Annotated in this window: 15 protein-coding genes; 10 read left to right on the top strand and 5 right to left on the bottom strand. The window is 28.5% G+C overall.

Annotated elements, in window-relative coordinates:
• Nucleotides 1-12 precede the first annotated feature (12 nt).
• The 7 genes from LG45_RS12050 to LG45_RS12020 are packed head-to-tail and all read left to right on the top strand — an operon-like array spanning nt 13 to nt 7,480.
• Nucleotides 13-990 carry a hypothetical protein gene (locus LG45_RS12050; protein ID WP_035127540.1) on the top strand — a complete coding sequence of 326 codons (978 nt, stop codon included), beginning with the start codon at nt 13-15 and terminating at the stop codon, nt 988-990.
• On the top strand, nt 987-2,084 hold the full coding sequence (locus LG45_RS12045) for a DegT/DnrJ/EryC1/StrS family aminotransferase (RefSeq protein ID WP_035127538.1): 1,098 nt from the start codon (nt 987-989) through the stop codon (nt 2,082-2,084). Before LG45_RS12050 ends, LG45_RS12045 begins: the two co-directional genes overlap by 4 nt.
• Complete coding sequence (locus tag LG45_RS12040) at nt 2,085-2,654, top strand: acyltransferase (protein WP_035127536.1); 570 nt, start codon at nt 2,085-2,087, stop codon at nt 2,652-2,654.
• Nucleotides 2,654-3,937, top strand: coding sequence for an O-antigen translocase (locus tag LG45_RS12035; RefSeq protein WP_035127535.1), 1,284 nt, complete (start codon nt 2,654-2,656; stop codon nt 3,935-3,937). The genes LG45_RS12040 and LG45_RS12035 overlap by 1 nt, the downstream gene beginning before the upstream one ends.
• Nucleotides 3,934-4,659, top strand: a complete 726-nt coding sequence (locus LG45_RS12030) for a glycosyltransferase (protein ID WP_035127534.1) — start codon at nt 3,934-3,936, stop codon at nt 4,657-4,659. The genes LG45_RS12035 and LG45_RS12030 overlap by 4 nt, the downstream gene beginning before the upstream one ends.
• A 21-nt stretch (nt 4,660-4,680) precedes the next feature.
• Nucleotides 4,681-6,123: a hypothetical protein gene (locus tag LG45_RS12025; RefSeq protein WP_035127533.1), complete on the top strand. Its 1,443-nt coding sequence runs from the start codon at nt 4,681-4,683 to the stop codon at nt 6,121-6,123.
• A 4-nt stretch (nt 6,124-6,127) separates the two neighbouring features.
• Nucleotides 6,128-7,480, top strand: a complete 1,353-nt coding sequence (locus LG45_RS12020; RefSeq protein WP_035127532.1) for a hypothetical protein — start codon at nt 6,128-6,130, stop codon at nt 7,478-7,480.
• 16 nt (nt 7,481-7,496) lie between these two features.
• Here LG45_RS12020 and LG45_RS12015 read toward each other — a convergent pair whose 3' ends face one another.
• Both LG45_RS12015 and LG45_RS12010 read right to left on the bottom strand, forming a co-directional pair.
• Nucleotides 7,497-7,922 (bottom strand): MaoC family dehydratase, encoded by a 426-nt coding sequence (locus LG45_RS12015; protein WP_035127531.1) that lies wholly within the window; start codon nt 7,920-7,922, stop codon nt 7,497-7,499.
• 2 nt (nt 7,923-7,924) lie between these two features.
• Nucleotides 7,925-9,058, bottom strand: a complete 1,134-nt coding sequence (locus LG45_RS12010) for a glycosyltransferase (RefSeq protein ID WP_035127530.1) — start codon at nt 9,056-9,058, stop codon at nt 7,925-7,927.
• A 34-nt stretch (nt 9,059-9,092) separates the two neighbouring features.
• On the opposite strand from LG45_RS12010, the gene LG45_RS12005 reads away from it, so the two are divergent.
• Together LG45_RS12005 and LG45_RS12000 are read left to right on the top strand one after the other, a co-directional pair.
• The gene (locus LG45_RS12005) at nt 9,093-10,199 is read left to right on the top strand and encodes a glycosyltransferase (RefSeq protein WP_035127529.1); all 1,107 of its coding nucleotides are present in this window, start codon (nt 9,093-9,095) and stop codon (nt 10,197-10,199) included.
• Nucleotides 10,199-10,603, top strand: a complete 405-nt coding sequence (locus LG45_RS12000; RefSeq protein WP_035128389.1) for a sugar 3,4-ketoisomerase — start codon at nt 10,199-10,201, stop codon at nt 10,601-10,603. The genes LG45_RS12005 and LG45_RS12000 overlap by 1 nt, the downstream gene beginning before the upstream one ends.
• On the opposite strand, the gene LG45_RS16160 is transcribed toward LG45_RS12000, so the two are convergent.
• A complete protein-coding gene (locus LG45_RS16160) occupies nt 10,590-11,528 on the bottom strand; it encodes a glycosyltransferase family 2 protein (RefSeq protein WP_131494661.1) in 939 nt (312 codons plus the stop codon). The two genes, LG45_RS12000 and LG45_RS16160, sit on opposite strands and share 14 nt — an antisense overlap.
• Nucleotides 11,525-12,421: a glycosyltransferase family 2 protein gene (locus LG45_RS11990; protein WP_035127528.1), complete on the bottom strand. Its 897-nt coding sequence runs from the start codon at nt 12,419-12,421 to the stop codon at nt 11,525-11,527. The genes LG45_RS16160 and LG45_RS11990 overlap by 4 nt, the downstream gene beginning before the upstream one ends.
• A gap of 46 nt (nt 12,422-12,467) precedes the next feature.
• On the opposite strand from LG45_RS11990, the gene LG45_RS11985 reads away from it, so the two are divergent.
• The gene (locus LG45_RS11985) at nt 12,468-13,289 is read left to right on the top strand and encodes a 2OG-Fe(II) oxygenase (protein WP_035127527.1); all 822 of its coding nucleotides are present in this window, start codon (nt 12,468-12,470) and stop codon (nt 13,287-13,289) included.
• On the opposite strand, the gene LG45_RS11980 is transcribed toward LG45_RS11985, so the two are convergent.
• Nucleotides 13,290-13,973, bottom strand: coding sequence for a cell division ATP-binding protein FtsE (locus tag LG45_RS11980; RefSeq protein ID WP_035127526.1), 684 nt, complete (start codon nt 13,971-13,973; stop codon nt 13,290-13,292).
• Nucleotides 13,974-14,183: the final 210 nt, after the last annotated feature.

The raw sequence follows: 14,183 nt of genomic DNA, 5'->3' as shown, positions 1-14,183 counted from the left end.
TTAAAATATAGTGTGAAAAAATACCTAGTTAGACAATACACGACAGCAGATTTTGAGGTTTGGAATGCTTTTATAAGTGTTGCCAAAAACGCTACATTTTTATTTCATAGAAATTTTATGGAATACCATAAAGATCGTTTTCAAGATTGTTCTCTATTAGTTTTTGATGAAAATAAATTAGTTGCCGTTTTGCCAGCAAATAGAGTAGAAGATACTGTTTTTTCGCACAGCGGATTGACTTATGGCGGATTGGTTTTGAGTCAAAAAGCAAAATTAAGTTCTACGATTTTAATCTTTAAAAGTATTTTAGAATTTCTCGATGGTAATGGAATTTCAAAATTAAACATTAAAGAAATACCAGGTTTTTATTGTGACTTTTTATCAAATGAAATGGACTATTGTTTGTTTATTCTGCAAGCAAAATTAATAAGAAGAGACGCACTTTCTGTAATTGATTTGTCGAAACCATTTGCTTTTTCGAAAGATAGAAAACAATGTGTAAAAAGAGGTGAGCGCAATGATTTAGTTGTTAAAGAAGAACTCAATTTTGAGTTATTTTGGAATGAAATTTTAATTCCGAATATGAGTAAAAAACATCAAACTAATCCAGTTCATTCGTTGGAAGAAATTGTTTTGTTACACAGTTATTTTCCAAATAATATTCGTCATTTTAACGTTTACCAATATGATAAAATTGTAGCAGGAACAACAGTTTTTGTGACCAATAATGTGGCTCACCCGCAATACATTTCTGGAAATAACGATAAAAATGAATTGGGAAGTTTAGATTTTTTATACCATCATTTAATTACGAATGTATTTAATGATAAAAATTTCTTTGACTTTGGAATTTCCAATGAAGAACAAGGCAGAAAGATAAACGAAGGATTACTTTTTTGGAAAGAAACTTTCGGAACAAAAACTGCTGTTCAGAGTTTTTATGAAATAGACACCAAAAATTATACATTATTAGAATCGGTTTTACAATGATAAAATTCCTCGATTTACAGAAAATAAATATAGTATATCAAGAGCAATTTCAAGAAAAGATGAAATTGGTTTTAGAGAAAGGCTGGTTTATTCTTGGCGATGAAGTAGGATTATTTGAAACCAATTTTGCCAGTTACTGCGGTACAAAATATTGCATTGGAGTAGCCAACGGATTGGATGCATTAATTCTGATTTTTAAAGGATATATTGCATTGGGAAAACTTCAAAAAGGTGATGAAGTAATTGTACCATCAAATACTTATATTGCTACGATTTTGGCAATTTTACAAGCCGATTTAATTCCGGTTTTAGTAGAACCAAATATGGAAACATACAATATCAATCCTGATTTAATTGAAGAGAAAATAACTTCAAAAACTAGAGCCATTTTACCGGTTCATTTATACGGACAACTTGCAGAAATGGATAAAATAAATGCCATTGCAAAACGATACAATTTACTAGTTGTTGAAGATGCGGCGCAATCACATGGAAGTAAGTTGGAAACTGGTAAGGCAGGAAATTTATCTAACGCAGCCGGATTTAGTTTTTATCCTGGAAAAAATTTAGGTGCTCTTGGTGATGCTGGTGCGATTACTACCAATGATGACGAATTGGCAAAAGTGCTTTATTCACTTCGAAATTACGGTTCTAATAAAAAATATTACAATGAATTCATCGGAATCAATTCAAGATTGGATGAACTTCAAGCGGCTTTTTTAAACGTAAAATTACCTTTTTTAGATGCTGAAAATGATAAGCGACGACAAATTGCAAAACGTTATTTATCTGAAATTAAGAATGGTAAAATTGTACTTCCAAAAGTTGATTCACTAAAATCTCATGTATTTCACATTTTTGTCATTCGAAGTAAAAATCGTCAACAATTGCAGGATTATTTATTAAAAAACCAAATAGAAACTGTAATTCATTATCCAATAGCGCCACATAAACAAAAAGCTTTTCAAAACTGGAATGACTTATCTTTTCCAATTTCAGAAAAAATACATGATGAGGTTTTGAGTTTGCCTATTAGTCCAATAATGACCGATGAAGAGGTTAGTTTTGTAGTTGAAATTTTAAATAGATATTAAATGAGTATTGTAGATAAATTAAAACAATTGTTTTTTGTTAAATGTAGAATTTGGAAGTACAAATTACTTTCAAATTGCACTAATGTTACAGGAAATCCCAAGCTATTTATTCCGCTACTTTTAAAAGGTGAAGGCAAAATTTCTTTTGGTGAAAATGTTCAAATAGGCGTTGTTGCAGCGCATTATACTTATTCAAGTTATAATTATATTCTTGCATCCGGAAAAGATACTGAAGTTAAATTTGGAAATAATGTTGTTATGGCAAATGGAGCAACAATCCAGGCTACAACAGGTATTTCGTTGGGTAACGATGTAATGATCGGTATTAATTGTTTTCTTGTTGATACCGATGGTCATGATCTTGATCCTTCGAAAAGAATGGATGGAGATGTTAAATCTGCAAAGATTAGAATTGAAAATAATGTTGTGATTTTTTATAATTCAGTTGTATTTAAAGGTGTAACTATTGGTGAGAATTCAATAATCGGAGCTTGCTCTGTGGTTACTAAAGATATTCCTCCTAATGTTTTTGCTGCTGGAAGTCCGGCTAAAGTGATACGAAATTTATAATGTTAAAATTACTTAATCAAAACAAATTATTAAAAGTACTGTCACTAAACTCAATTTCGGTGGCAATAAGTTTTGTATTAGGTATACTTTCAACGCGAATTATTTCTGTTTATTTGGGTTCATCTGGAATGGCTTTAATGGGAAGTTTTAGAAACTTTTCTGTCATGATAAAGTCTATTGCTACAATGGGAATAAGCAATTCCATTGTTAAATTATTTGTCGAAAATAAGAGTGATAAAAAAGAACTGTCAATTATTTACTCCACTTTTTTTTGGATATTATTACTAGTTTCATTCCTTTTAACATGTTTAGTTTTATTGTTTTCAGAAACTATTTCTGAATTTCTATTTTATACTAACTCCTATAAAATTCCAATTCAGTTTTTTGCACTCCTTTTACCTTTAATGGTAATAAATACATTTTGGTTGGCTATTTACAATGGATTAGAAAAATTTAAAAGCATTGTAATAATGCAAATTATTTCAAATGTGTTGATTTTTCTTGTAACAGCGTTATTAATTTGGAAAAAAAATATTGTAGGCGGACTTTTATCGATTGCGATTGGAGAACTTTTAATGGTTTTTATCACTTTTCTTTTTGTATTAAAAGATGCGGAATACTTTAAATTTGATTTACAAAAAGTAATTAGTAGCAAGTATTTTAATGTAATAAAAAAATTCATTTTGATGGCGTTATTGAGTGCAGTTATTGCTCCATTTACACTAATTTTAATCAGAAATACAATCGTTCAAAATTATTCTATTAATGAAGCTGGCGTTTGGGATGCCGTGAATAGATTTTCCTCTTTTTATATGCTTTTTTTTAATACAGGTTTATCACTGTATTATATGCCTAAATTAGCCTCTTTAAATACAGACGAAGAATTTAAAACCGAATTAAAGTCTTATTTTAAAACATTAGTTCCTTTGTTTATAATTATGCTAATAGTAATTTTTTTCTGTAAGGCGCTAATTATAAGGTTTGTATTTTCAGATGAGTTTTCAAGTATTAATGAATTACTAATTTGGCAATTAGCAGGCGATTTTGTCAAAGTAATAACCTTGGCTTTTGGTTTTCAAATTGTTGTAAAGACAATGATGAAAAGGTATTTTATTGGAGAAATCCTATTTAATTTATCCTATTTTTTATTATCCTATTATTTGCTAAAAACGAGCGCAGTTGAAGGAGTTTTACAAGCCTATTTCTATGCTAATTTGATTACGTTTGTTTTAATTTTGTTTATGTTTAGAAAATTGTTTTATTTGAAACAAAGCAAATTATGATAAAACTACTCTGTATAATTCCTTTTTACAACGAAGAATTTAGATTTTCGCCATCTTTTGCAAATCTTTTTCAGCGTTATTCTGATGTTGATTTCTTATTGGTGGACGATGGTAGTTCTGACAATACAAATACTATTTTAAAGTCACTTTCCAATACGCATCAAAACTGCACTGTTTTGTCATTACCTAAAAATGTTGGAAAAGCAGAAGCAATTAGAAATGGAGTTTTAAAAACAGCTATTGAAAAATATAATTTTATAGGATATTTAGATGCAGATTTAGCTACTCCAGTCAATGAATTTATAAAACTTTACGATTATATTTCTACAAGCGAAACAGTTATTTTTATAATGGGAAGCCGAATTAAATTAATTGGAAATAAAGTTGAACGGTCTCTTTTAAGACATTATTTAGGAAGAGTTTTTGCAACAATAGTTAGTCATTTTATTCTAAAAACTCCGGTTTACGATACGCAATGTGGAGCTAAAATTATTAATGCAAAGTTATGCGCAACACTGTTCGAAAAACCTTTTCAAACTAAATGGTTGTTTGATGTGGAATTACTTTTACGCTTAAAAAAGAATGGTAATAATTTGCAAAATTGTGTCGCCGAAATTCCATTATATGAATGGAAAGAAATTGGAAATTCTAAAATAAAATTTTCAGATTTTTTAAAAGTCCCTTTTCAGTTGGGTATACTTTATTTTGATAGTTGTAAATAGAATTATTTAATTGATAAAAAAATGAGTTTTACGTTCTACAAATACTTTTCAAAAAATGAATTAAGACTAATCTTGATTTGTGTTTTTATAAGGCTATTTTTATTTTCATTATACGGCTTTAAAGTTTCTGAATGTCCAGATAGTTGGGCATTTAATCATTTTTCTGAAAAAATATCAGAACATGGAAAACTGTATTTTGATAAATTATTTGATGAACAAAAGGATAACGATCATAATCTAAACACCAATACTAATAATGCCTTTATCGAAAAAGAGCAAAGTAAAAAAGGAAGTTTCATTGGTGAACGAAGTCCTGGTTATCCTTTATTTATATTTATTGCTACAGGTAAAAGTGGTGCGGTTATTCTTCAATTTTTATTAGGAATTTTAACGGCTTTAATTTGGTATAGAACTTTGTTAAAGCTCAAGTTTTCATTTGATTTTAGCTTTTTTACAGTAGTTTTATTACAATGCTTTTTATCAATTTTTATTTATGAAACCTTTATATTAGTCGAAGCATTAGTATTGTTTTTTATATCGATTATAGCTTATCATATTTCCGATGAGTATTTAACGAAAGAAAAATCTATACGTTTTGAAATTTATTTCAGTTTTATCTTAGGATATTTGGTTTTAATAAAGCCATTTTTTGTCGTTATACCTTGTATTTTATTTGCATTACGTTTTATAAATAAGCCCAGTATTAAAACAATTTTAAATCGTAAATTGATTATTTTAATTGCACCATTAGTGCTATTTTTCGGATGGTCCTTAGTTGTTCAAAAATTCACTGGATATTATACTTCAACCACTTATTTTGGTATAAATAAGATTCAAAATTGCGTTTACTTTGCAGAAAAAGGACCAAAAGAATACGATTGGATTATTGAACCTTATGTTAGACATCGAGAAATTGCTATTAAGAAGAATGAAGATCCATCAATGTCAATTTGGTTTGCGATTAATGCAGGTGAGTTCAAATATAAAAATATGGAATTTGCAGATCTCTCAAATGAATTTGGAAAATTTGCTGATGCCACAATTAAAGCAAATTTTCAAGATTATCTGAAACAAGTAATTACAAAATCATGGCTTGACTTTTGGATAACCTTTGATATTAAAGATTTTATAAAATTTGAAAATCAAAATACTGATTTCTGGATAACAAAAATTTCAACTTTTCAAAATCTTCTTTTTACAATCCTAAAATTTTTATTTTTGCCCATATCGTTGTTTTATATTTACATGCTTCTTGTAAAAAAGATGTTTAATTTTCAAACAGTTTTTTCAGTGCTTATTTGGTGTATTTCACTATTACAAGCGCTTACAACGTACGGAACTAACGGAAAATACAGTTTCCCATTTGAATATTTAATTGTTTTTATCTTACTTTTATTTGTTAGAGATTATGTTTTAAATAGTAATCTAATTTGGAACAAAGGAAATAACAGCTTTTCAAAATAGACTTATGGATACTAAATTTAAAGATTCTATCAATTTGTTTGCTTTTAAAAATAGAGAGTTTATCATTCTAATTTTATTCGCCATTTTTTACAGAGTGATTCTGAATTTATTTTTATACGATAAAATTATAATTGAAAATGATTCTGTTACTTATCAAAATTTGGCTAAAAGAATTGCAGATTTTAATTTGCTAGGATATAATGGTGAGCGAACTCCTGGTTATCCAATCTTACTTTTACTAGCTTTTAATTCCGTTAAAATTGTAGTTTTATATCAGCATATTTTAGGAATTATAGCAGCATTATTTTGGTATAAAACCATATTAAATTTTAATTTTTCAAGGACAAATAGTTTATGGATTGTGCTCTTTCTGCAAAGTTTATTCAACATTTACTTTTATGAATCTGTTATTTTGGTAGAAAGTTTATGTCTTTTTTTTCTTTCCATTGTTTTCTATTTAATTTCTAATAATTACATTGATAATCAAAGTTTTAAAATAGATGTGTTAATGAGTTTCTTATTAGGTTTTTTAACGCTTATCAAACCTTTTTTTGCTTTTATTCCATTTATTATTTATGGTTTTATAGTATTGAAAAATTTCAATTTTAAAAGAATTATTAATCCCAGAATTATTGTTTTATTCTTTTCTTTAGTGTCTTATTTTGGTTGGTCTTATGTCAATAAAATCAATACTGGGACATTTACATCGTCAACATTTTTAGGTTTTAATTTATCACAAAATTGCGTGTATTTTGCCGAAAAAGGTCCAAAAGAATACCAATGGATTTATGAACCTTATGCCGAACGTAGAGATTTAATTTTACAAAAAAACAAAAATCAAAGTGCCGCAATGGCAATTTTGGAAATTTACACAATTGGAGTTTACGATTATAAAAAATTAAGTTTTGCTGAAATGTCTAATGAACTAGCAAAATATTCTGTTGAAACTATAAAGAATAATCCAAAAGACTATTGTAAGCAAGTGATTACTAAATCTTGGTTGTATTTTTGGAGACCAAGTATTGCGATTGACATTCAAGGGTTTAAATCTAAAAATCAAGAATTAATTTTTGATAGCGCTTGGTTCGTTCAAAGAAAATTATTCAATATTTTTAAATATGGCTTCATCCTTTTAGTACCATTTTACTTATATCGATTTTTCAAAAATAAAATAATTACAAACGAATTTATTTTAGTTACAATTGTTTTTGCAACTTCAATTTTACAAGGTTTAATTACATATGGAACCAATGCTCGTTATAGTTTTCCGTTCGAATATATTATGATTTTGATTGGCATAATTTTCATTAAAAACCATCTTAAACTTCCGTTTGGCTTAAATAAGTTTCTTACTTAAAACGTTTTAAATTGATTTACCAACTATAATGTTTTCGATTCATCAATAATGCTTCGCCAGTAACTTTAAGTTCGCCAGTTTCTTTTTGGAAAATTTCGTTTTTATATAAAACTCTGTTTTTATCAGGATGAATTTCTTTCACTGTGAAGATTGAAGTATATTCAATTCCTGTAAATATAGGTTTTAAATATTTTGCATTCTGACTGATTAAAATATGTTCTTCTGGATATAAAAGGGTTCCATAAACCTTTGAAAAAATACTAATACTATAATATCCATGAACAATACAACGTCCAAAAATAGTGTCTTTAGAATAACTTTCTGATACATGAATTGGATTGCAATCTCCAGAAATTTTGGCATAAAGTTGAATTTCTTCTTCTGTGAAAGTAAAATCAAATGTGAAAACATCATCAATCTTTGGTCTTTGTATTGTATTCATTTTTAACCCCAAGTTTTTAAGTATTTTTCTGCAATAAATCTGTAATCATGTTCTTTCTCAATAAATTTTCGTGACCGAATTCCAATCTCAGTAATTTTTGTTGGATTTTCTATTAAATAAGATAAAGTTGTTACCAAATAATCAACATCTGGCAATGCATTTATGGCTACTTCATCTTGTAAATTGTAATAATTTTCAAATTCTTTTTCGGCACCAGTAAACACAACTTTTCCTTTAGCCATTGCTTCTAGCGCATTATAACCTTGATCAAAAGCATAGACCTGATCTAGAACAATATGCGAACTATCATAAAGTTTTATGTACTCTTGATAGGGTAAATTTTGAGCGATTATAATCTCAATTTTATCCTCATATTTTTTGCTAACAACTTCCAATGCTTTCTCAAAAAAAACAATTCCTTTCGTGTTATAAGTGCTACTATTAATACCGAGAAAAATTTTTATTGTACCATCAATTTTTAAATCGATAAACTTAATTTTATCAGCGTTTATTGGGTTTGGAAGCAATCCGATAATTTTTTTTTCATTCTTTATCGGATTTACGTAATCAATATCTGAAGCATAAACTCCTTTGATGTTTTTATAAACTAAATCGTGAGTTTTTTTATGATTTTTACTTAAGAAATCATAAATAAATTTATATTCGACATACAAATTTTTATTTTCAAAATACGGATTCATAATCGAATACCGTTCCTTTTTTTCGACCAAATGTTTGGCTACTAAATAGTCAACTCCGCAACATAAAAGGTAAGCATCCTTATTTTGATGAAAGATTTTTTTTAGCAGATAGCGTTCTAGCCAAGGAATAGTTTGAATTGGCGCTTCATTAATCAATTGGACAACATCGTAGTTTTTTAATTTGTTCAAATGAAAATAAAACCGAATTCCAAACTCCAATTTTAATACATCAAAGCCAATCGTTTTATAAAGTAATTTTTTAAAAAATATGCCAATTTTTGTTTCAAACCATTTTGCTCTTGTGGATAAATCAACCGGGTAATTCTTGAAGCCATCGCCATTGGCAACGATACAAACTTCGTGTCCCAACAATTCCAATCCTTCTTTTAAGGAATTGTGCAGACGACTGAACTCACCAATTAATAATATTCTCACTTTTGCTTATATTTGTTGCTAAAATAATCAAAAATTGAGCGTTACTGCAAAAAAGTCTTTTAGAATTTGTATTGTTTCTGAACAGCTTGCTGGTGGTGGTGCCGAAAGATGTTCGGCAATTTTATCACAATTCTTCGTTGCCAATAATTGTGACGTGCATCATGTTATTGTAATTGACCGCGTTGAGTATGAATTTGCTGGTGAAATTTTAAATCTTGGCAAACTAAAAAAAGGAGGTTTTAATCTTTTTGATAGAATACACAGATTAAAAATTTTGAATCGATTTTTCAAGCAAAATCAATTCGATTTTATAATTGAAACGCGAGTAATCAATAAGCAATGGCAGGAATATTTCATTACAAAATTTGTTTACAATGCGCCAGTTATAAAGATGGTTCATAGTTTTATGACCAATCTATATTTTCCTAAAACTACTTTTCTTGCAAAATCTATTTATTCAAATGCTAAAAAAATTGTGACAGTTTCTAAAGCAATTGAAACTAAAGTTATCGAAAAATACAGTTACTATCAGGTTCAAACTATCTACAATCCAATTGATTTTGAATTCATTAAGAAACAATCGCAATATCCAATTGATGTAGATTTCGATTATATTTTGGCAGTTGGAAACATGAATAATGATGTAAAACAATTCGACAAATTGATTGATTGTTATTCTAAATCGGATTTGCCAAATTCAAATTATAAATTACTGATAATAGGTGAAGGCAACTTAAAATTGGAATATGAAAAACAAGTCTTGTCATTAAATTTACAGGACAAAATCATTTTTAAAGGAAAAATTGAAAACCCATTTCCTTTTTATTTGAAAGCAATATTTACTATTTTAACTAGTAAAAATGAAGGTTTTCCTACGGTTTTACTAGAATCTTTAGCTTGTGAAACTCCGGTTATTTCATTCGATTGTAAATCGGGTCCAAATGAAATTATTAGTAATAACGAAAACGGTATTTTAGTAGAGAATCAAAATAAAGAGAAAATGATTGTTGCTATGAACGAAATGATTTCTGACAAAAAGCTATATTTACATTGTAAAAATAATGCAAAGTCAAGTGTTGAGAAATTTTCGATTGAAAATATTGGAAATCAATGGTTGCAACTTTTAAATTCGCTAAACTAATGAATATCCAAATAATTGAAATTCCTAAAATTGAAGATTACAGAGGGAATATTGCTATAATTGAAGGTAATGTCCTTCCGTTTGAAGTGAAACGCGTTTATTATTTATTTGATGTTCCAAGTTCGGCGAAACGAGGCGGACATGCTCATAAAGAACAGTTAGAGTTTTTAATTCCGCTTTCAGGAAGTTTTGATGTGATTTTAAAAGACGGAGATAAAACGCAAAAAGTTACTCTAAATAAACCTGATAAAGGTTTACTAATTAACAGAAATATTTGGCGAGAATTAGAGAATTTTTCTTCTGGTTCGGTATGTTTAGTTATCGCTTCAGACGTTTTTAGTGAAGAAGATTACATCAGAAATTATGATGATTTTGTTGCTTATTTAAAAACTAATCATAAGTAGTAAATCGGATTCCTTTTGATAAAAATAGAGCTTTAATTTGATTTGCAAATTTCAAAACTGATGAAGGCAAATTCAATAATATAAGTTGTTGATTATTTAAACTTGAAGTAGAAATTCCGTTTTTCATCTTCATGAAATTTTCATAATTTCCCTCTAATTTATAATGTTTTGCCATTATATATCTATGAAAATCAAGAAATTTTTTCAATGATTTACTGCAATTATTAATTTCAAACTTATCAAAGTTAGTAATGATTTTTCCACTTATTTTACTTTGGGTAATTTGATTTTCAGACAACATTAAATAGTGAACCAAAGGAGTTTTAGAGTAGGCGAGGATGAATTCACTATTAGCTCGAATGTTAAAATCAACATCTTCACCAAAAGTTATTGTTTCGTCATAATAACCAATAGTTTCAAATACTGATTTTTCAACACAAAAACTTGACGGACAATACAATGGTTGCGCCAAACTAATCTCGAAAAAATCAGTTATTAATGAATTGTTTTGTAGTTTTTTAGAATTATTTTCAGGCAGTAAAATCTTGTCGTCAGCATAAAATTCTTCATAATTTGTTGCAAATAAATAAGCTCTAGGAAATTCATTTATCAGTTGAAATAACTCTTGTAGATAGTCCTCTTTCCATAAATCATCGGCGTCAAGAAAAGCTAAATAATTTGCATTCGCATTTTTAATTCCGGTATTTCTAGAGGCCGAAAGTCCTTTGTTTTTTTCATGCCTAATAATTCTAACTTTACCATTCACATTGTTAGAAACAATTTCAAGACTTTTATCAGTAGAACAGTCTTCGACAAGTATAATTTCATAATCAGTAAAAGTCTGATTCAAAACACTTTTTATAGTATTAAGAATAAAGTTTTCTTTATTGTACAAAGGAATAATTACTGAAAAGTAAGGTTTCATTTTAAATTTATTTTGCAAAAATAACCCAATCGATACAAATCAAATAGAAAAACTGAAGGCGACTGAGAAACTAGATTTTGTACCAGTATTTTTTCAAATTTAGTAAATGCAAATGCGAATAGAGCAACTAATTTAAATCTTTTAATCCAATAAAAAACTTTTGTTATTTGAGAATCGTTGTGGGAGATGATTTTTTTGTCTGATAATTTCTTTAAGTTGCGTAGCGAACTATGAAATTTAGTTATAAAATCAATAGAAGTATCTAGTTTTAAATGATATAACGGATTGTCGACATGATTGATTTCAATATTTTTTTTCTTTAAATCAAGCATTAAAACCATATCTTCAAATCCGTATTCAGTGATTTCTGCATGAAAAGGATTGTCAATCATAACTTGTTTTTCTACCAAAAGATTCGAAGTTAATGCCAATTTATAAGGATTTTTTATCCGATTTTCAACAGAGACAGATTCTCGTTTTCTACCGTAAACCCATCGAAGCATCTCACTTGGCTTCGGTTTTTCATCTGCATAAATTATTCCTCCAAAAGCTATTTTTGCATTTGAACTTTCTTTGAATCGTAAATAATTTCGAATAAATAAATGGTCTTTTGGTTTGGTATCGCAATCTAATATTATTAGTAAGTTGTACTTTGCCAAGGAAACCAATTTATTAATCGTTTGGCCACGACCTAAATTTTTATCATTAACTAAAAATCTACAATTATCTAATGTGTTAATTTCTAGATTTTGATTTCTAATTTGTAAATTATCGGAAGCATCATCCAAAACAATAATTTCAAAATTGATAGTTTCTGAAGTTGCCTGTTGTTGCAATTCCTTTACTAATGGAAGCGTGAAATAATTATAAGTTGGAATTACTATTGACAACATTCTTTTATTATTATATTTGCAAAGTAAGTATTTTTTATTCAAAACAATGGAAAATTATAACCGATTTGAGTTAGCCGATTTAATTTTTACTAAAATTGAAAGTAATAAAGTTGAACTTAAAAATCAGTTTGCAGATTCTAAAGATGCAATAGGTTTTTTCTATTTGGATGATTTACTTCCTATTGAAATTGCTTCAAAAATTAATGAAGTATTTCCTCCAGTTTCGCAAATGGTTCTAAAGAAAAGTATTCGTGAAGACAAGTACATTGCTGCGCAAATGAATTTGTATAATCCATTACTTGAAGAAATTATTTATGCTTTTCAAGACAAAAGAATTGTAGATTTAGTGTCTTCAATTTGTAATATTGATCAAGCAATTCCAGACGAAAATCTATACGCTGGCGGAATTTCAATGATGGGAAAGAATCAATTTTTGAATCCGCATTTAGATAATTCTCACGATAAAGACCGCGAATATTGGCGCGTTTTAAATTTGCTTTATTATGTAACTCCAAATTGGAACGAAGAATACGGTGGCAATCTAGAATTGTGGCCAAATGGATTAAAGCAAAAACAAATAACGATTCACTCAAAATTTAATAGATTGGCAGTAATGGCAACGCATGAGAGTTCATTACATTCGGTTTCTCCAGTAGTTTATGATGGATTTCGTTGTTGTGTTTCTAACTATTATTTCTCTAAAAATCCATTATTAGAATCAGATACTTTTCACGTAACATCATTTCGCGGAAGACCGGAAAATAAGTTTTCAGATGTTATTTTACAACTCGATACTTGGGCAAGAATGACTTTGAGAAAGTTCTTCAAGAAAGGAATTAAAGAGAATCCACACGTTTATAAAAAGTAGTTATACCGATCTTTGAACCACTTCAAAAATAGAACCATCTTCACATTTCAAAGTTTTTGAAGGGAATTTCATCAGCAAAGCATAATCGTGGGTTGCCATAATTACCGTTTTACCGTTGGCATTAATGTTTTTTAGTACTTCAAGAACTTCAGCGCTGGTTTGTGGATCTAAATTTCCTGTTGGTTCATCGGCTAAAATAAATTCTGGGTCATTCAATAAAGCTCTGGCAATGGCAACACGTTGTTGTTCTCCACCAGAAAGTTGGTGAGGCATTTGATTGGCAAATCCGCGCATTCCAACTTTATCTAAAACTTCATCAATTTTATTTTGCATTTCAACTGGATCAACCCAACCAGTCGCTTTTAATACAAAAAGCATATTGTTAGTCACATTTCTATCTGGAAGTAATTGAAAATCCTGAAAAACAATTCCGATTTTTCTTCTCAAATACGGAATATCTTTCTCTTGTAATTTTGCTAAATCAAATTCAACAATGTGTCCTTCGCCTTCTGTTAATGGCAAATCACCATAAAGTGTTTTCATAAAACTACTTTTCCCTGAGCCTGTTTTTCCGATAATGTAAAGAAATTCACCATGATTTACGTCAAGATTTACTTGCGATAAAATGACTTTGTTTTCTTGATAAATCGTTACGTTTTTTAAAGATAATACAGGTTGTGACATAAGGAATTTTGTTTATTGGGTAAAAGTAATAAGATAACATAGGTTTTCAAAATATATTTTATAAAATTCCAAATTTAAATGCAACTAGCTTAATATATGAATATTATTGTGCAAATCATCCAACTTCCAACTTCGACCATCCAACTTTTAACAATTGTTAAGAAAAATGTTTATAATAAAACCAAACAATAGCTCGTTATCCATACTATA

The sequence above is a fragment of the Flavobacterium aquatile LMG 4008 = ATCC 11947 genome (genome assembly GCF_000757385.1).
Lineage (GTDB): Bacteria > Bacteroidota > Bacteroidia > Flavobacteriales > Flavobacteriaceae > Flavobacterium > Flavobacterium aquatile.
This window is presented reverse-complemented; position numbering and strand designations above follow the sequence as displayed.